This is a genomic window from Rhodobacter maritimus, assembly GCF_058747975.1.
On the sequence record NZ_CM179095.1, the window covers coordinates 2,258,314 to 2,281,782 of the forward strand.

Consider the following 23,469-nt stretch of genomic DNA (forward strand, 5'->3'; position numbering starts at 1 on the left):
GGGGCCTGTAGCTCAATGGTCAGAGCAGGGCGCTCATAACGCCTTGGTTGGGGGTTCGAGTCCCTCCGGGCCTACCATCCCCACCCGCATGGCGAAATCGCCACGGCCGCCGGGCGCCTAGTGGCCGCCCATCCCCTTGCGGATGCGGCGCACCATCATCCAGACCGCGCCGATCACCGGCAGGGTCAGCATCGCCACCATCATCTCTTTCGACATGCCAAGCCGTGCCGCCAGCGGATAGGCCAGATAGCCCGCAAGGCTGACCGCGTAATAGCTGATCGCCACGACCGACAGCCCCTCGACCGTGTGTTGCAGGCGCAGTTGCAGGTCGGCCCGGCGATCCATGCTTTCCAGGAGCTTCTGGTTCTGTGCCGAGCGTTCGACATCGACCCGCGTGCGCAACAGCTCGCCCGCCCGCGCGGCGCGCTCCAGCATCGTGCGCAGCCGCGCCTCGGCCGATTTCACCGTGCGCATCGCCGGATCGTAGCGGCGCAGCATGAATTCGGAAAACATCTGCCGCCCCTCGAAGCGGCTTTCGCGCAGCGCCGCGATGCGCTGATGCACGATCGCCTCATAGGCGCCGGTCGCGCCGAAGCGGAAGGCATGGTTCACGGCAAGGCCCTCAAGCTCGGCCGAGATCGCCAGCAGCTCGTCCAGGCGGCCCTCCGCGGGGCGGCTTTCATCGCTCATCCCCGCGACAAGGGCCGAAAGCTGCGGATCGAGCGCGTTCAGGCGCTTGGTCAGCGCCCGCGCCCGCCCCAGCCCCAGCATCGACATCGCGCGATAGGTCTCGACCTCACAAAGCCGTTGCAGGATGCGGCCGATGCGACCGGCCCCAACCTCGGGGCGCACGAAGACCGCGAAACGCATCTGACCCGCGGCATCGATGCGGAAATCGCCCGCGATCACGGCCGAGCCGTCCAGAACCCACGCACAGGCAAGGCTTTCAGGCACGAACCATTCATCAAGCATCGGACCAAGCGCCTGCACATCCTCGGGCAAGATGTCGATGCGCACCGAAACGGCCGCGACACGCTTGCCCGGCGCATCCTCGATCCATTCGGCGGGAAAAAGCTCGGTCTCGGCCGGATCGAAGGGGCGCGCCGAAACGCCCGGCGCATGGGCAAGATAGGTGGTGAATTCGGTATGGCTTTCCCAACGCAGCGTGTGCCGCCCGATGCGCCCGCTGTAATGGGTGACATCGGGCTGGGGCTGCGCCGCGCCGTGGCGTTCCAGCAGATCGCCCAGATGCGCGTGATCGGCGCTGCGGTCACGGTTGGCCGCGTCCAGCGGCTCCTTGATCGCCAGATAGACGGCATGGCTTGGCGCGGAAAGCTGCGGGAACGGCCGGGCGTGCAGCTCGTTCACAAGCGCATAGCGCAGCGGATGATCATCGACAGGGGGCATGGCGGCTATCCTGCTGGGTGAAGGGCCTGCATAGCGCAAACGCCCATCAAGTAAACAGAAAAATCAAGCAAAACCCGATGGTTATCGGCATACCATTGTGCACAAAGCGCGCGCCTTCGCGCGCCCCGAACGCAACAGCCCCCACCGTTTCCGGCGGGGGCCTTGCAGTTGCGGTCGCGCCCGCTCACTCGATCATGGGCAGGAGGCTATCGACGGATTTTTTGGCGTCGCCGTAGAACATGCGGGTGTTGTCCTTGTAGAACAGCGGGTTCTCGATGCCGGAATAGCCGGTGCCCTGGCCGCGTTTGGAGACGAAGACCTGTTTCGCCTTCCACACCTCGAGCACCGGCATGCCGGCGATCGGGGAGTTCGGGTCTTCCTGCGCCGCGGGGTTCACGATGTCGTTCGAGCCGATGACGATGGCGACATCCGTCGTGGGGAAGTCGTCGTTGATCTCGTCCATCTCCAGCACGATGTCATAGGGCACCTTCGCCTCGGCCAGAAGCACGTTCATATGCCCCGGCAGGCGCCCCGCCACGGGGTGGATGCCGAAGCGCACCTCCTTGCCCCGCGCGCGCAGCTTGCGCGTCAGCTCGGCCACCGATTGCTGCGCCTGCGCCACCGCCATGCCGTAGCCCGGCACGATGATCACGCTGTCGGCCTCGTTCAGCGCCGCGGCCACGCCCTCGGCGTCGATCGCGATCTGCTCGCCCTCGACCTCCATCGCCGGGCCCCCGGCATTGCCAAAGCCCCCCAGGATCACCGACACGAAGCTGCGGTTCATCGCCTTGCACATGATATAGCTCAGGATCGCCCCGCTGCTGCCCACCAGCGCCCCGGTCACGATCAGAAGGTCATTGCCAAGCGAGAAGCCGATCGCCGCCGCGGCCCAGCCCGAATAGGAGTTGAGCATCGACACCACCACCGGCATGTCCGCCCCGCCGATCCCCATGATCAGGTGATAGCCGATGAAGAATGCAAGAAGCGTCATCACCACCAGCGCCCAGATGCCCGCGCCGTTCATGAACAGCCCCAGGGCCACGATCGAGCCAAGCGCCGCCGCCGCGTTCAGCATATGCCCGCCGGGCAGCTTCTCGGCCTTCGAGGTCACCTTGCCCGCCAGCTTGCCGAACGCGATGACCGAGCCGGTGAAGGTCACCGCCCCGATGAACACGCCCAGGAACAGCTCCACCCGCAGGATCGACAGCTCCACCGGGGTCTTGTGCGCCACGATCGCGGCGAAGCCCTGCAACCCCTCGCGCGCGGCCGCGTCCATCCCCGCCACGCGCGCCATCTCGATATAGGCATTGAAGCCCACGAAGACCGCCGCCAGACCGACCAGCGAATGCATCGCCGCCACAAGCTGCGGCATCTCGGTCATCTGCACGCGCTTGGCGACATACCAGCCGATCGCGCCCCCCGCGACCACAAGCGCCAGCGAAAGCCCCCAGCGGCCCGCGCCCGGGCCGATCAGCGTCGCCGCGACCGCAAGCGCCATGCCCACGATGCCATACCAGACCGCGCGCTTCGCGCTTTCCTGCCCCGAAAGCCCGCCAAGCGACAGGATGAAGAGAACAGCCGCGACCACATAGGCGGCGGTCGTAAATCCGAATTCCATTCCCCTGCCCTCCTTACGACTTCTGGAACATGGCGAGCATGCGCCGGGTGACAAGGAAGCCACCGAAGATGTTGATACCGGCCATGAAGACCGACAGCGCCGACAGCACGATCACAAGCCACGACCCCGAGCCGATCTGCATCAGCGCCCCCAGGATGATGATCGAGCTGATCGCGTTCGTCACCGCCATCAGCGGCGTGTGCAGGCTGTGGCTGACATTCCAGATCACCTGGAAGCCCACGAAACAGGCCAGCACGAAGACGATGAAGTGCTGCATGAAGCTGGCCGGCGCCACAAGGCCCACGCCCAGAAGCACCGCCGCCCCCACCGCAAGCAGCGTCACCTGGCTGCGGGTCTGCGCCCTGAAGGCCGCAACCTCCCGGGCGCGCCGCTCCTCGGGGGTCAGCTCCTTCGGCTTCTCCTTGGGCTTTTGCGCCGCGATCGCCTGCACCTTGGGCGGCGGCGGCGGGAAGGTGATCGCGCCGGCATGCGTCACCGTCGCCCCGCGGATCACGTCGTCTTCCATGTTGTGGTTGACCACGCCATCCTTGGCCGGGGTCAGGTCCGTCATCATGTGGCGGATGTTCGTGGCATAAAGCGTCGAGGACTGCGCCGCCATCCGGCTGGGGAAATCGGTATAGCCCACGATCGTCACGCCGTTCTCGGTGACGATCTTCTCGTCCGGCACCGTCAGGTCGCAGTTGCCGCCCCGCTCGGCCGCAAGGTCGACGATCACCGAGCCCGGCTTCATCGCCGCCACCATGTCCTTCGTCCACAGCTTCGGCGCATCGCGCCCCGGGATCAGCGCCGTGGTGATGACGATATCCACCTCGGGCGCCAGTGCGCGGAACTTCTCAAGCTGCTTCTCGCGGAACTCGGGCGAAGAGGGCGCCGCATAGCCGCCCGTCGCCGCGCCGTCCTGCTGCTCCTCGAAATCCAGATAGACGAATTCCGCGCCCATCGATTCGATCTGCTCGGCCACCTCGGGGCGCACGTCGAACGCATAGGTGATCGCGCCAAGGCTCGTTGCCGTGCCGATCGCGGCAAGGCCCGCAACCCCCGCCCCCACAACCAGAACCTTCGCCGGCGGAACCTTGCCCGCCGCCGTCACCTGGCCCGTGAAGAAGCGCCCGAAATTGTTGCCCGCCTCGATCACCGCGCGGTAGCCCGCGATATTGGCCATCGACGACAGCGCGTCCATCTTCTGCGCACGGCTGATCCGCGGAACCATGTCCATCGCGATCACGCTTGCGCCCGTCTTGTTCGCCGCCTCCAGAAGATCCTTGTTCTGCGCCGGGTAGAAGAACGAGATCAGCGTCTGGTCCGCGCGCAGCCGCTTCACCTCCGTCTCGCTTGGCGGGCGCACCTTCACGACGATGTCCACGTCCTTGAACAGACCCGGCGCCGTCTTCACCACCGTCACACCCGCCGCAGCATAGGACGCGTCCGAAAACCCCGCGCCAACCCCCGCGCCAGATTCCACAAAACACTGATGACCAAGCTTCTGAAGCTGCAACGCACTCTCGGGCGTCAGCGCAACACGCGACTCACCCCCATATATCTCCCTAGGTGCTCCGATCTTCACTGTGTCTCCCCCTTGCCGCAGACGGTTCCTGTCCGATGCTCACATCTTTGCGAAAACCTCATAACATCGCGCAATAAAGTTTCACAAGAGGCACGCGGCAGCGCAGCAAGCGCGAAACGCCCTGTTTTTCCGCAGGGTGGTCGGCTTGCATCGCTTTGCCGCAGCGCATTGCGGGGGAAATCCTGCCCGCGCGTCAAAGCCAGCGGCGCGTCCGCGTGGCATAGCTGCGCCATTCGGGGCCGAATCGCGCGGCGATCCGGGCCTCTTCGCCCGCGATGAAGCGGCGCGCGATGAACAGCATGAAGGCGGGCACCAGCCACAGCGCCGCGATGCCGTCCCACCACAGCAAAAGCCCCGCCAGGATCAGCGCATCGGCCAAGTAGATGGGGTTGCGCGACAGCGCGAAAGCCCCGCCCGTGACCAGTGCCGAAGGGTCACGGCGCGGCACGAAGCTGGTGCGGCGCAGCACCATCTGGATCAGCGCCGCCGCCATCAGAAGCACCCCCATCACCACAAGCACCGCGCCGATCGGACGGCTCTGGACGAAGGGCAGTGGCAAAAGCCGGGCCAGAAGCCAACCGGCCGCCGCGAACAGCGCCAGCCACAGGGGCGGCAGGTCGATCTGGTGCAGCAGCTTGCGCATGTGGTTCCCGCTGTTTCCGCCGGCCCATATTGCGCAGCGCGCGCGGGGCACGGCAAGGCAAAGATCGCGCCTTCCGTCGGGTCCGGCGGGATGCGCATGCTTGCCAAACCGGCGCGCGCGGGCCAATTTGCCCCGATGCAGGAGGACCACATGAGCACCGATTTCACCGCGACCCGCGCCCTGTTCGACCTTCCCGAAGGAGTGGTCTATCTTGACGGGAACTCGCTTGGCCCCCTGCCGCGCGCCGTACCCGAACGGGTGGGCCGCGCGATGCGCGAGGAATGGGGCGGCATGCTCATCTCGGCGTGGAACCGCGCGGGCTGGATGGAGATGCCGCGCCGCGTGGGCGACCGGATCGCCCGGCTGATCGGGGCCGAACAGGGCAGCGTGGTGATGGGCGACACGCTGTCGATCAAGGTTTATCAGGCGATCGCCGCCGCGCTCGACATGAACCCGGAGCGGCGGGTGATCCTGTCCGACAGCGGCAACTTCCCGACCGATCTTTACATGGCCGAGGGGCTGTGCCGCACGCTTGGCCCCGGCTATGCGCTGAAGGTCGTCGCCCCGGAAGAGGTGGCCGGCGCCATCGACGAAAGCGTGGCCGTGCTGATGCTGACCGAGGTGGATTACCGCACCGGGCGGCGCCACGACATGGCCGCGCTGACCGCGCAGGCCCATGCCGCGGGGGTGCTGACGGTCTGGGATCTGGCGCATTCGGCCGGCGCGGTTCCGCTGGACCTCGCGGGCGCGGGGGCCGATTTCGCGGTGGGCTGCACCTATAAATACCTCAATTCCGGCCCCGGCGGCCCGGCCTTCATCTATGTGGCCCCGCGCCATGCCGACCGGGCCGTGCCCGCGCTGTCGGGCTGGCATGGCCATGCGGCGCCCTTCGCCTTCGATCTGTCCTACCGCCCCGCCGCGGGGATCGAGCGGATGCGCGTCGGCACGCCGCCGATCCTGCAACTCGCCGCGCTCGATGCGGCGCTCGATGTCTGGGACGGGGTGGAGATGGCCGATATCCGTGCCGCCTCGCTGTCGCTGGCCGACCGTTTCATCGAAGGCGTGCTGGCCGCCTGCCCCGATCTGCGCCTTGTCACCCCGCGCGATCCGGCGCTGCGCGGCAGTCAGGTCAGCTTTGCCCATCCCGAGGGCTATGCCATCGTGCAGGCACTGATCGCACGCGGCGTGGTGGGCGATTTCCGTGCCCCCGACATCCTGCGCTTCGGCATCACCCCGCTTTATATCGGTGCGGCGGAAATCGACCGCGCCGTGGCGATCATGGCCGAGGTGATGGAGAAGGGCCTTTGGGACCGGCCGGAATACAAGGTCCGCGCGGCCGTCACCTGACGCGAAGGCACCTGCGTCAGGCCACCCGCCCGATGCCGTGCCGCTTCGCCGCCCAGGCCGCCGCCGCCTGGCCGAACGCCTCGAACAGCGGGCGCGAGACCGGATCGGCGGCAGCGTTCCATTCGGGGTGCCACTGCACCGACAGCGTGAAGCCGGGCGCATCGGCCACATGGATCGCCTCGGGCGTGCCATCCTCGGCCCGGCCCTCGATGACGATGCGCGCGCCGGGCTGACAGATCCCCTGCCCGTGCAGCGTGTTCGTCATGACCTCGGTCGCGTTCAGCACGCTGTGAAACAGGCCGCCTTCTTGCAAAATGACCTTGTGGCGCAGCGCGAAGCTTTCATCCAGCGGCGCGTCGGGCGGCATGCGGTGGTTCATCCGGCCCGGCAACTCGCGGATTTCCGGGTGCAGCGTGCCCCCCATGGCCACGTTCACCTCCTGAAAGCCGCGGCAGATGCCGAAGATCGGCTGGCCGCGCTCCACGCAGGCGCGCACCAGCGGCAGGGTGATCGCATCGCGCGCACGGTCGAAGGCGCCATGGGCGGGGGTTTCCTCCTGCCCGTATTCGGAGGGGTGCACATTGGGCCGCCCGCCGGTCAGCAGGAAGCCGTCGCAGACCTCGATCAGATCGGCCACCGAAACAAGGTTCGGATCGGCCGGGATCACAAGCGGCAGGCATTGCGCGACCCGCGCCACCGCCTCGGAGTTCATCGTGCCCCCCGCATGGACGGGATAGGCATCGTTGAGTTCATATGCGTTGCCGATAATTCCGACGACCGGTCGTGTCATGTCTTCCCCGCAGGCGTATTTTTTCCCAAGCCTACGGGGAGCACGCATCCATGAAAAGGCCTGCAACGCGCAGAGGCTGTGCAAAATCTCAGGCACCGCCCCGCGCCTTGACCTGCGCGCGGCGCGCATGCAGCACCGGCTCGGTATAGCCCGAGGGCTGCACCCGGCCCAGGAAGACCAGATCGCAGGCCGCCTGGAAGGCCAGCCCGTCAAAGCCCGGCGCCATCGGGCGATAGGCCGGATCGCCCGCGTTCTGGCGGTCGACGACCTCGGCCATCTTGCGCAGGGCCTCCATCACGCGCGCCTCGGAAACGATGCCGTGATGCAGCCAGTTGCACAGTGCCTGCGCGCTGATCCGCAGCGTGGCGCGGTCTTCCATCAGGCCCACGTCGTGGATGTCGGGCACCTTGGAACAGCCCACGCCCTGGTCGATCCAGCGCACGACATAGCCCAGGATTCCCTGCGCGTTGTTCTCGATCTCGTCGCTGATTTCCTGCTCGGAATAGTTGCGCCCCGACGCCAGCGGGATGGTCAGAAGATCGTCAAGCCGCGCGGGCCGCTTCAGCGCGGCGATCTCGGCCTGGCGCGCCTTCACGTCGACGCGGTGGTAATGCGTGGCATGCAGCGTGGCGGCGGTGGGGCTGGGCACCCAGGCGCAGTTCGCCCCCGCCATCGGATGGGCGATCTTGGTTTCAAGCATCTCGGCCATCCGGTCAGGCATGGCCCACATGCCCTTGCCGATCTGGGCCTTGCCCGCCAGCCCGCAGCGCAGGCCGATATCGACATTGCGATCCTCGTAGGCCTGGATCCAGGGCTGCGACTTCATCTCGCCCTTGCGCACCATCGGCCCGGCCTCCATCGAGGTGTGGATCTCGTCCCCGGTGCGGTCCAGAAAGCCGGTATTGATGAAGGCCACCCGGTGCTGCGCCGCCCGGATGCATTCCTTGAGATTGGCCGAGGTGCGGCGCTCCTCATCCATGATCCCCAGCTTCACGGTATAACGCGGCAGGCCCAGCACGGCCTCGACCCGGTCGAAGATCTCGCTGGCGAAGGCAACCTCTTCGGGGCCGTGCATCTTCGGCTTCACGACATAGACCGACCCGGTGACCGAGTTGCGCGGCCCCTCGGTCCGGGCCAGATCGTGCATCGCGCAGAGCGTCGTGACCATCGCGTCCATCAGCCCCTCGGGGACTTCGGCGCCCGTCTCGTCTAGGACGGTGGGGTTCGACATCAGGTGGCCCACATTGCGCACCAGCATCAGCGCGCGCCCCTTCAGGACCAGCGCCCCGCCATCGGCGGCGGTGAATTCCAGATCGGGGTTCAGCGTGCGGGTAAAGGCCTTGCCGCCCTTCTCGACGGTTTCGGACAGATCGCCCTGCATCAGGCCAAGCCAGTTGGAATAGGCCAGCACCTTGTCCTCGGCATCGACGGCCGCCACCGAATCCTCGCAATCCATGATCGAGGACAGCGCGGCCTCAAGGTGCAGGTCGCTGATATGGGCCGGATCGTCACGCCCGATCGGATGGTCGGGGTTCACCTCGATCACCATGTGCAGATCGTTGTTGCGCAGCACGATCCCGGTGGGCGCCCCGGCCGGGCCGCGATAGCCCAGGAACTGCGAAGGATCGCGCAGGCCGGTCTCTTCGTCGGTGCGCACGAAAAGGCCGCCGTCGCGCACCTCCATCGCGCTGACCGCCGCCCAGGACCCCGAGACCAGCGGCGCGGCACGGTCCAGGAATTCGCGCGCCCAGGCGATCACGCGGGCGCCGCGCGCGGGGTCATAACCCTTGCCCTGCGGCAGGTCGCCCAGCGCATCGGTGCCGTAAAGCGCGTCGTAAAGGCTGCCCCAGCGCGCATTCGCGGCATTGAGCGCATAGCGCGCGTTCAGGATCGGCACGACAAGCTGCGGCCCGCACTGACGGGCGAATTCCGGATCGGTCGGGCCGGTCTCGATGGCGAAATCGGGGCCCTCGGGCAGAAGATAGCCGATCTCTTCCAGAAAGGCGTGGTATTCGGCGGCGTTCTGCCCCTTGCCGCGGCGCTCCAGATGCCAGGCGTCGATCCGGGCCTGCATCTGTTCGCGCGTGGCCAGAAGCGCGCGGTTGCGCGGCGCAAGATCGCGCACGATCGCGGCAAAGCCGTCCCAGAAGGCCTGCGACGCAACGCCCGTGCCGGGCAGGGCCCGGCCCTCGACAAACTCTGCCAGACGGCTGTCGACCGCCAGACCCGAACGATTGATCCGCGTGACCTGCATCCCGTTCTCCTCCGGTTTTCCGGCCCCGCAAACGCGGGCCGGCAGGATTTCCTTGTGCAGCCCTACCCGCCCCGGCGGCGCAAGACAAGCGTCAGGCAGGCGCTCAGCGCATCCCCGCCAGCTTGCACCCCGCCCCGGCGCGACCTAGGGTCTGCGCAACGCTCCGGGCCGTGCCCGCACCACTTTGCAGGAGATTGTCATGGACGGCACGCCCGGCACCACCCGCCTTTCCGACTATGCCCCCTACCCGTTCCGCATCGACGCGGTTTCACTGCATTTCCGGCTGGACCCGCAGGCCACGCGCGTCACGGCCGCGCTGTCCTGCGTGCCGCTGCGCCCCGGCGCCTCGATGGCGCTTGACGGCGAGGGGCTGCGCCTGATCTCGGCCGAAATCGACGGGGCCGCGCTTGCCCCGCGGGATTACCGCCTGACCGATACCGGCCTGACGATCCACGCCGCCGCCCTGCCCGACCAGCCCTTCACCCTGCGCACCGAGGTCGAGATCGCGCCCGCGGCCAATACCGCGCTTGAGGGGCTTTACATGTCGCGCGGCATGTATTGCACGCAATGCGAGGCCGAGGGGTTCCGCAAGATCACCTTCTATCCCGACCGCCCCGACGTGATGGCCCCGTTCCGGGTGCGCATCGAAGGCGTGCCGCCGGTCCTTCTGTCGAACGGCAACCCGGTGGCGAAGGGCCCCGGCTGGGCCGAATGGAACGATCCCTGGCCCAAGCCCGCCTATCTTTTCGCGCTTGTCGCGGGCGATCTGGTGGCCCATCCGGGGCAGTTCACCACCCTTTCGGGGCGCAGGGTCGCGCTGAATATCTGGGTCCGGCCAGGCGACGAGGACCGCTGCGCCTTCGCCATGGAGGCCCTGCAACGCGCGATGAAATGGGATGAGGACCGCTACGGCCGCGAATACGATCTGGATGTGTTCAACATCGTCGCGGTGGACGATTTCAACATGGGCGCGATGGAGAACAAGGGCCTCAACATCTTCAACTCCAAATGGGTGCTCGCCAGCCCCGAAACCGCGACCGACAGCGATTACGAGCGGATCGAGGCGATCATCGCGCACGAGTATTTCCACAACTGGACCGGCAACCGCATCACCTGCCGCGACTGGTTCCAGCTATGCCTGAAAGAGGGGCTGACGGTGTTCCGCGACCAGCAGTTCACCGCCGACATGCGCCTTGGCCCGGTCAAGCGGATCGAGGATGTGCTGACCCTGCGCGCGCGCCAGTTCCGCGAGGATCAGGGGCCGCTCGCCCATCCGGTGCGGCCCGATCACTACCGCGAGATCAACAATTTCTACACCGCCACCGTCTACGAAAAGGGCGCCGAGGTGGTGGGCATGCTGCACACCCTTGTTGGCGCGGACGGCTATCGCCGCGCGCTCGATCTCTATTTCGCCCGCCATGACGGCGAGGCCGCCACGATCGAGGACTGGCTGAAGGTGTTCGAGGACGCGACGGGCCGCGATCTGGCCCAGTTCAAGCGCTGGTATACCGATGCGGGCACGCCGCAACTGAGCCTGCGCGAGGACTGGCACGAGGGCAGCCTGACGCTGCATTTCACGCAATCCACCGCCCCCACGCCCGGACAGCCCGAAAAACCCCCGCGCCTGATCCCGATCGCGGTGGGCCTTCTGTCGCCCAATGGCGACGAGGTGGTCCCGACCACGGTGCTGGAAATGACCGAGGCGCAGCAAAGCTTCACCTTCTCCTGGCTCGGCGCGCGGCCCGTGCCCTCGATCCTGCGCGGGTTCTCCGCCCCGGTGGTCCTGGAACGCGACAGCGACGCGGCAGAGCGCGCCTTCCTGCTGGCGCATGACACCGATCCGTTCAACAAATGGGAGGCCGGGCGCAGCCTTGCCCGACAGGCGCTGACCGGGATGGCCTGCGGTGCCGCGCCCGATCCCGCCTATCCCGATGCGGTCGGGCGCATGCTGGCCGATGACGCGGCCGATCCGGCATTCCGCGCGCTCTGCCTGCGCCTGCCCGGCGAGGACGAGATCGCCCAGGCCCTGCACGAGGCCGGCCGGACCCCCGATCCCGACGCGATCCATGCCGCGCGCGGCGCGCTCGCCCACAGCCTTACGACGCAGCATGAGGCCCGGCTGGCCACGCTTTACGACACCATGGCGGTGCCCGGCCCCTACCGGCCCGATGCCGCATCCGCCGGACAGCGCGCGCTGCGCCTGGCCTGCCTGGGACTGCTGAACCGGATCGACAGGAGCGCACGGGCGCGGCAGTTGTTCGAGCAGGCCGACAACATGACCGAAGCCCTCGGCGCGCTGAGCTGCCTGATCGAGACCGGCACGGCCGAAGACGCGCTTGCCCGCTTCCGCGCCCGCTGGCAGGGCGACCGGCTGGTGATGGACAAATGGTTCGCTGTCCAGCTGGCCCATTGCCTGCCCGCAACCGCCACCGCCCTTGCCGCGCGCCTTGCCGAAGACCCGGCCTTCGAGTGGAAGAACCCCAACCGCTTCCGCGCACTGATGGGCGGGCTGGCGGCCAATCATGCGGGCTTTCACAAGGCCGATGGCGCGGGCTATCGCTTCTATGCCGACTGGCTGATCCGGCTCGATCCGGTCAACCCGCAGACCGCCGCGCGCATGTCCACCGCCTTCGAGACGCGCGCGCGCTATGATGCGGGCCGGCAGGCACGGATGCGCGCGGAACTCGAGCGGATCGCCGGAACCGAAGGGCTCAGCCGCGATCTGACGGAAATGGTCACGCGGCTGCTGGGTTAGAATAAGGGGGCGCTGCCCCCTCTGGCCTTTCGGCCATTCACCCCCGGGATATTTTGACTCTGAAGAAGACATGCCGACGATTTCTTCAGAGCGGAAATATCCCGGGGGTGAGCGCGCAGCGCGAGGGGGCAGAGCCCCCTTTCCTGCCCCTTGCCCCGCACGCGCCCCTGCCCTAGAAGGCATTTGCCGACCAGAACAGGAAGCAACCGATGCTTGACCATCTTGCCTACAAAGCCCCCGAACCCAAAACCATCGCAGGCGCGAAATCGGATTGGGAACTGGTGATCGGGCTTGAAGTCCATGCGCAGGTCGCCTCGAATGCAAAGCTTTTCTCGGGGGCCTCGACCACCTTCGGAGCCGAGCCGAACTCGAACGTGGCCTTCGTCGATGCCGCGATGCCCGGCATGCTGCCCGTCATCAACGAATTCTGCGTGGCGCAGGCGGTGCGCACCGGGCTGGGGCTGAAGGCCGCGATCAACCTTGTCTCGACCTTCGACCGCAAGAACTATTTCTACCCCGACCTGCCGCAGGGCTACCAGATCAGCCAGCTTTACCACCCCATCGTGGGCGAGGGCGAGATCATCGTGGACATGGGCCCCGGCATCGCGCGCCGCGTCCGCATCGAGCGCATCCACTTGGAACAGGATGCCGGCAAGTCGATCCATGACATGGACCCCAACATGTCCTTCGTCGACCTCAACCGCACGGGTGTCGCGCTGATGGAGATCGTCTCGCGCCCCGATATCCGCGGCCCAGAGGAGGCGGCGGCCTATGTGGGCAAGCTGCGCCAGATCCTGCGCTATCTGGGCACCTGCGACGGCAACATGCAGAACGGCAACCTGCGGGCGGATGTGAACGTGTCGGTCTGCAAGCCCGGCGCCTATGATAAATATCAGGAAACGCAGGATTTCTCGCATCTGGGCACGCGCTGCGAGATCAAGAACATGAACTCGATGCGGTTCATTCAGCAGGCCATCGACCATGAGGCCCGCCGCCAGATCGCCATCCTCGAGGATGGCGGCAGCGTGGTGCAGGAAACCCGCCTCTACGATCCCGACAAGGGCGAGACGCGCAGCATGCGCTCGAAGGAAGAAGCGCATGACTATCGCTACTTCCCCTGCCCCGACCTGCTGCCGCTGGAGATCGAGCAGGCTTGGGTCGACGACATCGCCGCCTCGATGCCCGAACTGCCCGACGAGAAGAAGGCCCGCTTCGTCGCCGCGTTCGGGCTGTCGGAATACGATGCGGGCGTGTTGACCGCCGAGGCCGAGAACGCCGCCTATTTCGAGAAGGTGGCCGAGGGCACGGATGGCAAGCTGGCCGCGAACTGGGTCATCAACGAGCTGTTCGGCCGCCTGAAGAAGGAAGGGCACGACATCACGGAAAGCCCGGTTTCGCCCGATCAGCTTGGCGCCATCGTGCGGCTGATCAAGTCGGGCGACATCTCGGGCAAGATTGCCAAGGACCTGTTCGAGATCGTCTATACCGAGGGCGGCGATCCAGCGAAGATCGTGGAAGAGCGCGGGATGAAACAGGTCACCGATCTGGGCGCGATCGAGGCGCAGGTCGACGAGATCATCGCCGCCAACCCCGCGCAGGTCGAAAAGGCCAGGCAGAACCCCAAGCTTGCGGGCTGGTTCACCGGGCAGGTGCTCAAGGCCTCGGGCGGCAAGGCCAATCCCGCGGCCGTGAACGAGATCGTGGCGCGGAAGCTCGGGCTCTGATCGCGGGGGCCGGAACCGGAAGGGCGCCGCGGGGCGCCCTTTTTTTGGTGCGAAGCGGCGCGATGCGGCCGATGGCTGCGCGTTCACACCGGTTTCATTTGACCGCCCCCCCGCTTTGGCTAAAAGGGGCAGCCGAAAGACGAGGTATGCGATGCAGGCTTATGAATACAAGGTCATCCCCGCCCCGATGAAGGGCGAGAAGGAGCGCGGTCTGAAGACCGGGGCGGAACGTTTCGCCCATGGCCTGACGCTTCAGATGAACGAGATGGCGAAGGACGGCTGGGAATACTGGCGCGCCGAGACGCTGCCGGCCGAGGAACGCGCGGGCCTGACCTCGAAGGTGACGGTCTATCACAATCTTCTGGTGTTCCGCCGTCCGGTGAACGCCTCTGCCGGGGCGGGCAAGCTTCCCGTGCTTGAACTGGGCGCAAGCGCCGCGGCCGCGCCGAAGGACAAGGAGATCCGCGCCGAGGACCCCGCCACGTCCGACTTCCGCTCCACCCGCCAGATCAGGACCGAGTCCCCGCAAGGGGCGGCACCAAAGCTCGGCTCGGCCTTCGGCGGCGCGGCGCGGGCCTAGGGCTCGACCTCGAGGGCGAAGGCGTGGATGCGGGCCAGAAGCTCGGCCCCCACGGCCGCGTGAACGGCGCGGTGCTGTGCCAGCCGCGAAAGCCCGGCCAGGGACCGCGCGCGAATCCGCACCCGGAAATGGCTTTCCCCGCCCGGACGCGCGCCCGCATGGCCCGCATGCAGGGCGCTTTCGTCGATGACCTCGAGCGTCTCGGGGTTCAGATGCTCAAGCTTTTCACGGATCTCGTCCACAACGGGCATTTTTCCGCCACCCCCCCTTTAACCACGCCTGAAATAGCCTAAACTCTGTCGCCCGAGTCGAACAGGCCCCAGCGCGAGAGCCCAGATGAGCAGAAACGACCCTTTCGGATTCGATATCTCCGCCGCGTCGGACAAGAAGCGCCGCCAGAAGGGCAAGCGCGGAATGTCGGGCGCGTTCGAGACCTCGACCCGCATTTGCGACAAGGAGGGCTGCAACGAGCCCGGCCAGTATCGCGCGCCGAAATCGCCCAAGGTGCTCGATGATTATTTCTGGTTCTGCAAGGACCATGTGCGCGAATACAACCTGAACTGGAACTATTTCCAGGGGCAGTCCGAGGCCGAGTTCCAGGCCTTTCTGGACAACGCCACCGTCTGGGAACGCCCCACCCGCCCCTTCGCCCGCGCCAAGGACGAGGCGCGCGGCTGGGAACGGCACGGCATCTCGGACCCGATGGAGCTTTTGGGGCAGAACGCCACGCAGAACCCCGGCCGGGTGGCGGGCCGCAGGCTGCCCCCGACCGAGCGGCGCGCGCTGGACATTCTGGATGCCCGCGACAGCATGACCAAGTCCGAGATCCGCCGCCAATACAAGGCACTGATCAAGGTTCTGCACCCCGACATGAACGGTGGAGACCGCAGTCAGGAAGAGATCCTGCAAGAGGTGGTCTGGGCCTGGGATCAGCTCAAGGACAGCCGCAACTTCAAGGACTGAGCGCGGCGGGCGCGCATCAATGCGCGGCCCCCTTCTTGCCGGTCAGCCGGGCAATCAGCGGATTGATCAGAAAACTGACCAGCGGGATCAGCACGAACCCCAGCGCAAGCCCCACCACCCCGTCGAAGAATGCCGTCACCGCCCAGGCGACGAACCCGCCCGCCTGCGGCAGGGCCGCGGCCGCTGTCTCGGCCTGGTGGTGGATCCAGTCATAGGGCCCATGCCAGCCAAGCTCGGCCACGCCATGAACCACGATCGAGCCCCCGACCCAGATCATCGCCGCCGTGCCCACCACCATCAGCGCCTTCATGAAGCCCGGCATGAAGGCCACGATGCCGCGCCCGAGCGCGCGCCCGAACCCGGTGCGGCCGACGCGGGCCAGCCACAGGCCGAAATCATCCGCCTTCACGATCAGCGCGACGCCGCCATAGACCAGCGCGGTGATGCCGATCGCCACCAGCAAAAGCGCGAAAGCCTGCATCCAGATGTTCTGCGGCGGCAGCGCGGCAAGCGCGATGGTCATGATCTCGGCCGACAGGATGAAATCGGTCTTGACCGCGCCGGCGACCTTCTCGCGCTCCAGGTGCAGCGGATCGCCCTCCGGCGCGACATGGCCATCGGCATAGGGCGCGTGCGGCCGGAACAGATGATAGACCTTCTCGGCCCCCTCGAAACACAGATAGCTGCCGCCCAGCATCAGCAGGGGAACGATGGCCCAGGGCGCGAAGGCCGACAGCAAAAGCGCCGCGGGCAGCAGGATCAGAACCTTGTTGCGGATCGAGCCGAAGGCGATCTTGCCGACGATCGGCAACTCGCGCGCAGGGGCAAAGCCGTGAACGTATTTCGGCGTGACCGCGGCATCGTCGATCACCGCCCCCGCCGCCTTGGCGCCCGCCTTGGCCGCCTGCCCCGCAATATCGTCGACCGAGGCCGCGGCGACCTTCGCAATCCCCGCCACATCGTCCAGAAGCGCCAACAAACCACTCATGCCAAACCCCTATGCGTTTTGGGAAAACTAGGGGGCGCGACGCGGCCTGACAAGGCGTCAGGCGATCCGCGGCGCACAAGCGGGCCGCCCGCGCCCGCCCTTGTGCGGGCCGCCGATCCCTGCGCCGCCCCCCGGCACCGGCTTGTGTCAGGAACAATCGCCCCCTTGCGAAGCCCCTACCGATGGTCCACTAATTCCGGGTTAAGCCGCGCAGGCTCGGCACAGCTCAGGAAACGATGGCGGACGGTATGCTGGATCAGAACGCAAAACCCACCGAGGAAATCTCTGTTCGGGAAATCTTTGGAATCGATACGGAAATGAAGGTCAGGGGGTTTTCTGACCGCAGCGAGCGCGTGCCGGATGCCGATCCCACCTACAAATTCGATCCCGATACCACCCTCGCGATTCTGGCGGGCTTTGCCTATAACCGCCGGGTGATGATCCAGGGCTATCACGGCACCGGCAAGTCGACCCATATCGAACAGGTCGCGGCGCGGCTGAACTGGCCCTGCGTGCGCGTCAACCTTGACAGCCATGTCAGCCGGATCGACCTGATCGGCAAGGACGCGATCAAGCTGGTGGACGGCAAGCAAGTGACGGTGTTCCACGAAGGCATCCTGCCCTGGGCGCTGCGCAACCCCACCGCGATCGTCTTCGACGAATACGATGCGGGCCGGGCGGACGTGATGTTCGTGATCCAGCGCGTGCTGGAGGCGGACGGGAAGCTCACGCTTCTAGACCAGAACGAGGTGATCACGCCGAACCCCTATTTCCGCCTTTTCGCCACCTCGAACACGGTGGGCCTGGGCGACACGACGGGGCTTTATCACGGCACGCAGCAGATCAACCAGGGCCAGATGGACCGCTGGAGCCTTGTCGCCACGCTGAACTATCTCAGCCATGATGCGGAAACCGCGATCGTGCTGTCGAAGAACCCGCATTACAACACCGACAAGGGCCGCAAGACGATCAGCCAGATGGTCCATGTCGCCGACCTGACGCGCACGGCCTTCATGAACGGCGACCTGTCCACCGTCATGAGCCCACGCACCGTCATCGCATGGGCGCAGAACGCCGAGATCTTCCGCAATGTGGGTTACGCGTTCCGCCTCACCTTCCTGAACAAATGCGACGAGCTGGAACGCCAGACCGTGGCCGAGTTCTATCAGCGCCTGTTCGACGAGGAACTTCCCGAAAGTGCCGCCGCGCAGAGCATCCGCTAAGAAGGCATCCGGTGCGGCATGAAACCCTCTGACAACCCTGCGGATCCGTTCAAGAAAGCCCTGGCCGAGGCGACCAAGACCCTCGCCCATGACGGCGAGCTGACGGTGACCTATTCGGTCGATCCTCCGGGGATGGCGGGCGACACGATGCGCCTGCCGCAGGTCAGCCGCCGCATGACCCGCGACGAGGTCTTGCTTGCGCGCGGCACGGGCGATGCGCTTGCGCTGCGCCGCCGTTATCACGACGCGGCCACGTTCACGCGCTACACGCCCTCGGGGCAGATGGCGCGCGATCTGTTCGAGGCGATGGAGATGGCCCGCTGCGAGGCGCTTGGCGCGCGCGAGATGCCGGGCACCCTGACCAATATCGACGCCAAGATCGCCCATGAGGCCGAGCGCAAGGGCTATGGCCAGATCCGCAACCAGCAAGAGGCGCCGCTGGCCGTGGCCGCAGGGTATCTGGTGCGCGAAATGGCCACCGGGCGCAAGCTGCCCGCGGGGGCGGCCAACGTGCTTGAGCTGTGGCGCCCGTTCATCGAACAGACCGCGGGTGGCGATCTGGAAAACCTCGATCATGTGCTGGACGATCAGGCCGCCTTCGCGCGGCTGGCGCGTCAGGTAATCGCCGATCTGGGCTATGCCGACCAGTTGGGCGACGATCCCGATCAGGACCAGGACGACGACGGCGACGAGGATCAGGCAGAAGAAGACGAGGAATCCGGCGACAACCAGGCGCGCGACCAGTCCGAAGAGGACGAGGCCGAAGCCTCGCCCGAACGCTCGCAAGAGGAAACGCAGGACCAGACGCAGACCACCGTCAGCATGGACGACCTTGCCGATCAGGAGATGGGCGAAGAGGTGGACATGCCGCAGGCCGATGCGCCGCTGGAACCGCCGCCGCCCGCGCCCCATTCGCAGGCCGACCCGAACTATCAGGTCTACAGCACCGAATGGGACGAAGAGATCCGCGCCGAAGAGCTTGCCGAACCGGCCGAGCTGGAGCGGCTGCGCGCCTATCTCGACCAGCAGCTCGAACCGCTGAAGGGCGCGGTGTCGCGGCTGGCCAACAAGTTGCAGCGCAGGCTTCAGGCCCAGCAGAACCGCAGCTGGGAATTCGACCGCGAAGAGGGCATCCTGGATGCCGGCCGCCTTGCCCGCGTGGTCGCCAACCCCACGACGCCGCTGTCCTTCAAGGTCGAGAAGGACACCGAGTTCCGCGATACCGTGGTGACGCTGCTTCTGGACAATTCCGGCTCGATGCGCGGACGGCCGATCTCGATCGCGGCGATCTGCGCGGATGTGCTGGCGCGCACGCTGGAGCGCTGCTCGGTCAAGGTCGAGATCCTGGGCTTCACCACCCGCGCCTGGAAGGGCGGCCAAAGCCGCGAGAAGTGGCTGAACTCGGGCCGTCCGCAGCAGCCGGGGCGGCTTAACGATCTGCGCCACATCATCTACAAATCCGCCGATACGCCCTGGCGGCGGGTGCGCGAAAATCTGGGCCTGATGATGAAAGAGGGCCTGCTGAAGGAAAACATTGACGGCGAGGCGCTGGAATGGGCGCATCGGCGCATGCAGGCCCGCCCCGAGGCGCGCAAGATCCTCATGGTGATCTCGGACGGGGCGCCGGTGGACGATTCCACCCTGTCGGTGAACCCCGCGAACTACCTTGAAAAGCACCTGCGCGACGTGATCGCCATGGTCGAGCGGCGCCGCGCGGTCGAACTGATCGCCATCGGCATCGGCCATGACGTGACGCGCTATTATCAGCATGCCGTCACCATCACCGATGTCGAGCAACTGGCCGGTGCGATGACCGAACAGCTTGCCGGCCTGTTCGATGCCGATCCGCGCGCCAGGGCCCGCCTGATGGGCATCGGCCGCGCCGGACGCTAGGGGCCGGCGATGTTTCAGGACTTTACCGCGCAAAGCCGCCCGCAGGATGGACCGCCGCGGCTTGCCGCGCTGCGCGCGCGGCTTGCCCTGGACGGGCTTGACGGCTTCATCGTGCCGCGCGCGGACGCCCATCAGGGCGAATATGTCGCCCCCCGCGATGCGCGTCTGGCCTGGCTGACCGGCTTTACGGGATCGGCCGGGTTCTGCATCGTGCTGCCCCGGTCCGCAGGGGTCTTCGTCGACGGGCGCTACCGCGTGCAGGTCCGCGCCGAGGTCGACCTTGCGGCCTTCACCCCCGTCGACTGGCCCGAGGTGAAGTCCGGCCCCTGGCTGCGCGAGGCGCTTCCCCGGGGCGGGCGCATCGGCTTCGATCCCTGGCTGCACACCCAAAAGGACATTGCCGATCTGGAAGAGGCGCTGGAGGGCAGCGGCCTTGTTCTGGTGCCCTGCGCGCATAATCCGGTCGACGCGATCTGGCCCGACCAGCCCCCGCCCCCCGCCGCGCCCGCGCGCATTCACCCCGCCGATCTGGCCGGGTGCGACAGCGCCACCAGGCGCGCCGATCTGGCGCAGGGGCTGCGCGCGGCCGGGGTACAGGCCGCCGTCATCACGCTTGCGGATTCGCTGTGCTGGCTTTTGAACATCCGCGGCGCCGACATTCCGCGCAACCCGGTGGTGCAGGCCTTCGCCATCCTGCACGATACGGGCCATCTGACGCTGTTCGCCGATGGCGCGAAATTCGACGCGCCCCTGCGCGCGCATCTTGGCCCCGAGGTGACCCTGCGCCCGCCTTCGGCCTTTGCCGCCGCCTTGCGCAGCCTGCCCGGCCCGGTGCTGGTCGACCCCGCTTCTGCGCCGCTTCAGGTCTCGGCCGAGATCGCGGGCGAAGGCACCGAAATCCACTGGGCCCAGGACCCCTGCATCCTGCCCAAGGCGGTGAAGACCGGGGCCGAGATCGCCGGGATGAAGGCCGCCCATGCCCGCGACGCGGTGGCGATGGTCGAGTTCCTCGCCTGGCTCGACGCCGAGGCACCCAAGGGCGGGCTGGACGAGATTGCCGTGGTCACCGCGCTTGAAGGCTTTCGCCGCGCCTCGAACGCGCTGACCGAGATCAGCTTCGACACGATCTGCGGTGCGGGCCCGCATGGCGCGATCGTGCATTACCGGGTGAGCGAGGCCACCAACCGCCCCGTCCGCCCCGGAGAGATCCTGCTGGTCGATTCCGGCGGGCAATATGCCGATGGCACCACCGACATCACCCGCACCGTGGCCGTGGGCCCCGTGCCCGAAGAGGCCCGCGCCCCCTTCACCCGCGTCTTGCAGGGCATGATCGCGCTGTCGCGCATCCGCTGGCCGAAGGGGCTTTCGGGGCGCGATCTCGACCCGCTGGCGCGGGCGCCGCTGTGGATGGCGGGGCAGGATTACGACCATGGCACCGGCCATGGCGTGGGGGCGGCGCTCTGCGTCCATGAGGGGCCGGCGCGCATCTCCCGCATCTCGGAGGTGGCCCTGCGGCCGGGCATGATCCTGTCCAACGAGCCGGGCTATTACCGCGAGGGCGCCTTCGGCATCCGCATCGAGAACCTCGTTCTGGTGCGCGAGGCCGCCGCCCTGCCCGGCGCGGACGACCGCGCGATGCTGGAATTCGAAACCCTGACCTGGGTGCCGATCGACCGCCGCCTGATCGACCCCGCCCTTTTGTCGGGGGCCGAGCGCGCCTGGCTGGATGCCTATCACGCCGAGGTCCTGCGCCGCGTCGGCCCGCATGTCCAGGACGGCGCGCGGGGCTGGCTGACGGCGGCCTGCGCCCCGCTCTGAGTGACCCGGCGGCCCCGGCTTGGCGGGAAGGCGCCCGCCGCCGGCCATGGGCCTTTCCCTTCCGCGTGCAAAGACCTAAACCCGAAAACAGACCCCAGCGGAGCCATTGTCTCGATGCCCCATGATGCCGCCATTGCCGAACTTTCCCGCCTTCTGGGCGCGCGCCTGAGCGTCACCCGCGCCGAACGCGACCAGCACGGAACCTCGGAAAGCTGGTATCCGCCCACCCCGCCCGACGCGGTGGCATTCCCCGAGAACACCGAAGAGGTGTCGCAGATCATGAAGATCTGTTCGGCCCATAGCATGCCGGTCGTGGCCTGGGGGGCGGGCACCTCGCTTGAGGGGCACGCCCTGGCCGCGCAGGGCGGGCTTTGCATCGACTTTCGCAAGATGGATCTGGTGCTGGAGGTTCTGGGCGATGACATGCTGGCGGTGGTGCAGCCCGGCATCACCCGGCAGGCGCTGAACGACGAATTGCGCGCCACCGGCCTGTTCTTTCCGGTCGATCCGGGCGCGAACGCCACGCTCGGCGGCATGGCCTCGACCCGCGCCTCGGGCACGACGACGGTGCGCTACGGCTCGATGCGCGACAATGTCGCCGCCCTCGAGGTGGTGCTGGCGGACGGGCGGATCATCCGCACCGGCAGCCGGGCGGCGAAATCGGCGGCGGGCTATGACCTGACCGCGCTGATGGTCGGCGCGGAGGGCACGCTTGGCATCATCACCGAGCTGACCTTGCGCCTGCATGGCCAGCCCGAGGCGGTTTCCACCGCCGTCTGCGCCTTCGACACGCTGGATGCGGCCGTCGAAACCGTGATGCGGACGGTGCAGCTTGGCATTCCCGCCGCGCGGATGGAGTTCGTCGACGAGGATGTGGCGCGCGCCTTCAACGCCTATGCCCGCGCCGAGCTGCCGGAAAAGCCGCATCTTCTGGTCGAGTTCCACGGCTCGCCCGCGGGCGTGGCCGAACAGGCCGAGCGTTTCGGCGAGGTGGTGGCCGAGATGGGCGGCGCCGATTTCGACTGGGCCACCACGACCGAGGACCGCACCGCGCTTTGGCGCATGCGCCACGGCGCCTACCCGGCCTGCCTTGCGCTGCGGCCCGGCTCGGTCGGGCTGGCCACCGATATCTGCGTTCCGATCTCGCGCCTGTCCGAGGCGGTGCGCGCGGCGCGCGACGACATCGCCGCCGAGGGGCTTCTGGGCCCGATCGTCGGGCATGTGGGCGACGGCAATTTCCATGCGCTGCTGCTTCTGGAACCCGGCAATGCCGAGGACATGGCCCGCGCCAAGCGCGTGGCCCGCAAGATGAGCGAGCGCGCCCTTGCAATGGGCGGCACGATCACCGGAGAGCATGGCATCGGCATGGGCAAGCGCGCGCTGATGGCCGATGAGCACGGCCCCGCCTGGCAGGTCATGGGCGCGATCAAGGCCGCGCTTGACCCGCAGGGCCTCCTCAACCCCGGAAAACTCGTGCCCGGAGAAAACGAATGAGCCTGTCTTCGCCCGCCGACCTGCCCCGCTTCTTCGCCGCCTCCTGGGGTGCGCGGGATGCGCGGGCGCTTGCCGGGCTGTTTGCCGAGGATGCCGATTTCTTCAGCCTCACGGGCGGCGCGGCCGAGGGCCGGGGCGAGATCACCGAGCTTCTGGCCGGAGAGCTGGCCGGCGCCTTCGCGCGCGCGCGCCTTGTCACCGGCAAGACCAGGCTGCGCCCGCTCGGGCCGCATGCGGCGGTGGTGCTGCAACGCTTCGTGCTGACCGGTATCGTGCATGCCGACGGCTCGGACGCGGGCCGGATCGGCGCGCTTCTGGCAGCGACGATGGTGGCAACGCCGGACGGATGGGACATCGTCTCGGCCCAGTTCGTGGCCGAAGGATAAG

18 protein-coding genes and 1 tRNA gene are annotated in these 23,469 nt (G+C 67.2%); 11 read left to right on the forward strand and 8 right to left on the reverse strand.

Annotated elements, in window-relative coordinates; genetic code table 11:
* The first annotated feature begins 1 nt into the window (after position 1).
* A tRNA-Ile gene (locus tag AC4PTO_RS11560) sits at positions 2-77 on the forward strand.
* Positions 78-117: 40 nt separating this feature from the next.
* Here AC4PTO_RS11560 and AC4PTO_RS11565 read toward each other — a convergent pair.
* The 4 genes from AC4PTO_RS11565 to AC4PTO_RS11580 all read right to left on the reverse strand — a co-directional run bounded on the left by AC4PTO_RS11565 (position 118) and on the right by AC4PTO_RS11580 (position 5,253).
* Positions 118-1,407: a DUF3422 family protein gene (locus tag AC4PTO_RS11565; RefSeq protein ID WP_492728612.1), complete on the reverse strand. Its 1,290-nt coding sequence runs from the start codon at positions 1,405-1,407 to the stop codon at positions 118-120.
* Between the two features lie 184 nt (positions 1,408-1,591).
* Positions 1,592-3,025, reverse strand: a complete 1,434-nt coding sequence (locus AC4PTO_RS11570) for an NAD(P)(+) transhydrogenase (Re/Si-specific) subunit beta (protein WP_492728614.1) — start codon at positions 3,023-3,025, stop codon at positions 1,592-1,594.
* Between the two features lie 13 nt (positions 3,026-3,038).
* On the reverse strand, positions 3,039-4,610 hold the full coding sequence (locus AC4PTO_RS11575) for a Re/Si-specific NAD(P)(+) transhydrogenase subunit alpha (protein WP_492728616.1): 1,572 nt from the start codon (positions 4,608-4,610) through the stop codon (positions 3,039-3,041).
* 193 nt (positions 4,611-4,803) lie between these two features.
* Positions 4,804-5,253, reverse strand: coding sequence for a methyltransferase family protein (locus AC4PTO_RS11580; RefSeq protein ID WP_492728618.1), 450 nt, complete (start codon positions 5,251-5,253; stop codon positions 4,804-4,806).
* Between the two features lie 150 nt (positions 5,254-5,403).
* Between AC4PTO_RS11580 and kynU the strand changes: the two genes are divergently transcribed.
* A complete protein-coding gene (gene kynU / locus AC4PTO_RS11585; protein ID WP_492728620.1) occupies positions 5,404-6,600 on the forward strand; it encodes a kynureninase in 1,197 nt (398 codons plus the stop codon).
* 16 nt (positions 6,601-6,616) lie between these two features.
* On the opposite strand, the gene AC4PTO_RS11590 is transcribed toward kynU, so the two are convergent.
* Together AC4PTO_RS11590 and AC4PTO_RS11595 are read right to left on the reverse strand one after the other, a co-directional pair.
* A complete protein-coding gene (locus AC4PTO_RS11590) occupies positions 6,617-7,390 on the reverse strand; it encodes a gamma-glutamyl-gamma-aminobutyrate hydrolase family protein (protein WP_492728622.1) in 774 nt (257 codons plus the stop codon).
* 88 nt (positions 7,391-7,478) lie between these two features.
* Positions 7,479-9,644, reverse strand: a complete 2,166-nt coding sequence (locus tag AC4PTO_RS11595) for a malate synthase G (protein ID WP_492728624.1) — start codon at positions 9,642-9,644, stop codon at positions 7,479-7,481.
* Positions 9,645-9,843: 199 nt separating this feature from the next.
* Here AC4PTO_RS11595 and pepN point away from each other — a divergent pair, with 199 nt between their 5' ends.
* From pepN to AC4PTO_RS11610, 3 genes are all read left to right on the forward strand, one after another.
* On the forward strand, positions 9,844-12,399 hold the full coding sequence (gene pepN, locus AC4PTO_RS11600; protein WP_492728625.1) for an aminopeptidase N: 2,556 nt from the start codon (positions 9,844-9,846) through the stop codon (positions 12,397-12,399).
* Positions 12,400-12,608: 209 nt separating this feature from the next.
* On the forward strand, positions 12,609-14,123 hold the full coding sequence (gene gatB, locus AC4PTO_RS11605) for an Asp-tRNA(Asn)/Glu-tRNA(Gln) amidotransferase subunit GatB (RefSeq protein ID WP_492728627.1): 1,515 nt from the start codon (positions 12,609-12,611) through the stop codon (positions 14,121-14,123).
* Between the two features lie 151 nt (positions 14,124-14,274).
* Positions 14,275-14,703: a DUF4177 domain-containing protein gene (locus AC4PTO_RS11610; protein ID WP_492728628.1), complete on the forward strand. Its 429-nt coding sequence runs from the start codon at positions 14,275-14,277 to the stop codon at positions 14,701-14,703.
* On the opposite strand, the gene AC4PTO_RS11615 is transcribed toward AC4PTO_RS11610, so the two are convergent.
* Entirely contained in the window at positions 14,700-14,954 is a 255-nt protein-coding gene (locus AC4PTO_RS11615; protein WP_492728630.1) for a BolA family protein, read from the reverse strand. The genes AC4PTO_RS11610 and AC4PTO_RS11615 overlap by 4 nt on opposite strands.
* Before the next feature lie 85 nt (positions 14,955-15,039).
* Between AC4PTO_RS11615 and AC4PTO_RS11620 the strand changes: the two genes are divergently transcribed.
* Positions 15,040-15,666 (forward strand): J domain-containing protein, encoded by a 627-nt coding sequence (locus AC4PTO_RS11620; RefSeq protein ID WP_492728632.1) that lies wholly within the window; start codon positions 15,040-15,042, stop codon positions 15,664-15,666.
* Positions 15,667-15,682: 16 nt separating this feature from the next.
* On the opposite strand, the gene AC4PTO_RS11625 is transcribed toward AC4PTO_RS11620, so the two are convergent.
* Positions 15,683-16,654, reverse strand: a complete 972-nt coding sequence (locus AC4PTO_RS11625) for a DUF808 domain-containing protein (protein ID WP_492728633.1) — start codon at positions 16,652-16,654, stop codon at positions 15,683-15,685.
* Positions 16,655-16,890: 236 nt separating this feature from the next.
* Here AC4PTO_RS11625 and cobS point away from each other — a divergent pair, with 236 nt between their 5' ends.
* The 5 genes from cobS to AC4PTO_RS11650 all read left to right on the forward strand — a co-directional run bounded on the left by cobS (position 16,891) and on the right by AC4PTO_RS11650 (position 23,468).
* A complete protein-coding gene (gene cobS, locus AC4PTO_RS11630) occupies positions 16,891-17,877 on the forward strand; it encodes a cobaltochelatase subunit CobS (protein ID WP_492728635.1) in 987 nt (328 codons plus the stop codon).
* 18 nt (positions 17,878-17,895) lie between these two features.
* On the forward strand, positions 17,896-19,770 hold the full coding sequence (gene cobT / locus AC4PTO_RS11635) for a cobaltochelatase subunit CobT (RefSeq protein ID WP_492728637.1): 1,875 nt from the start codon (positions 17,896-17,898) through the stop codon (positions 19,768-19,770).
* Between the two features lie 9 nt (positions 19,771-19,779).
* Positions 19,780-21,588 (forward strand): aminopeptidase P family protein, encoded by a 1,809-nt coding sequence (locus AC4PTO_RS11640; RefSeq protein ID WP_492728639.1) that lies wholly within the window; start codon positions 19,780-19,782, stop codon positions 21,586-21,588.
* 114 nt (positions 21,589-21,702) lie between these two features.
* Positions 21,703-23,082: an FAD-binding oxidoreductase gene (locus tag AC4PTO_RS11645; protein ID WP_492728641.1), complete on the forward strand. Its 1,380-nt coding sequence runs from the start codon at positions 21,703-21,705 to the stop codon at positions 23,080-23,082.
* Positions 23,079-23,468 carry an SgcJ/EcaC family oxidoreductase gene (locus AC4PTO_RS11650; protein WP_492728643.1) on the forward strand — a complete coding sequence of 130 codons (390 nt, stop codon included), beginning with the start codon at positions 23,079-23,081 and terminating at the stop codon, positions 23,466-23,468. Before AC4PTO_RS11645 ends, AC4PTO_RS11650 begins: the two co-directional genes overlap by 4 nt.
* Position 23,469: the final 1 nt, after the last annotated feature.

Coding starts and splice junctions, on each gene's coding strand:
- AC4PTO_RS11590 (WP_492728622.1), bottom strand. CDS start 7,390: ATGACACGACCGGTCGTCGGAATTATCGGCAACGCATATGAACTCAAC.
- gatB (WP_492728627.1), top strand. CDS start 12,609: ATGCTTGACCATCTTGCCTACAAAGCCCCCGAACCCAAAACCATCGCA.
- pepN (WP_492728625.1), top strand. CDS start 9,844: ATGGACGGCACGCCCGGCACCACCCGCCTTTCCGACTATGCCCCCTAC.
- AC4PTO_RS11580 (WP_492728618.1), bottom strand. CDS start 5,253: ATGCGCAAGCTGCTGCACCAGATCGACCTGCCGCCCCTGTGGCTGGCG.
- AC4PTO_RS11620 (WP_492728632.1), top strand. CDS start 15,040: ATGAGCAGAAACGACCCTTTCGGATTCGATATCTCCGCCGCGTCGGAC.
- cobT (WP_492728637.1), top strand. CDS start 17,896: ATGAAACCCTCTGACAACCCTGCGGATCCGTTCAAGAAAGCCCTGGCC.
- AC4PTO_RS11565 (WP_492728612.1), bottom strand. CDS start 1,407: ATGCCCCCTGTCGATGATCATCCGCTGCGCTATGCGCTTGTGAACGAG.
- cobS (WP_492728635.1), top strand. CDS start 16,891: ATGGCGGACGGTATGCTGGATCAGAACGCAAAACCCACCGAGGAAATC.
- AC4PTO_RS11595 (WP_492728624.1), bottom strand. CDS start 9,644: ATGCAGGTCACGCGGATCAATCGTTCGGGTCTGGCGGTCGACAGCCGT.
- AC4PTO_RS11640 (WP_492728639.1), top strand. CDS start 19,780: ATGTTTCAGGACTTTACCGCGCAAAGCCGCCCGCAGGATGGACCGCCG.
- kynU (WP_492728620.1), top strand. CDS start 5,404: ATGAGCACCGATTTCACCGCGACCCGCGCCCTGTTCGACCTTCCCGAA.
- AC4PTO_RS11650 (WP_492728643.1), top strand. CDS start 23,079: ATGAGCCTGTCTTCGCCCGCCGACCTGCCCCGCTTCTTCGCCGCCTCC.
- AC4PTO_RS11615 (WP_492728630.1), bottom strand. CDS start 14,954: ATGCCCGTTGTGGACGAGATCCGTGAAAAGCTTGAGCATCTGAACCCC.
- AC4PTO_RS11645 (WP_492728641.1), top strand. CDS start 21,703: ATGCCCCATGATGCCGCCATTGCCGAACTTTCCCGCCTTCTGGGCGCG.
- AC4PTO_RS11570 (WP_492728614.1), bottom strand. CDS start 3,025: ATGGAATTCGGATTTACGACCGCCGCCTATGTGGTCGCGGCTGTTCTC.
- AC4PTO_RS11625 (WP_492728633.1), bottom strand. CDS start 16,654: ATGAGTGGTTTGTTGGCGCTTCTGGACGATGTGGCGGGGATTGCGAAG.
- AC4PTO_RS11610 (WP_492728628.1), top strand. CDS start 14,275: ATGCAGGCTTATGAATACAAGGTCATCCCCGCCCCGATGAAGGGCGAG.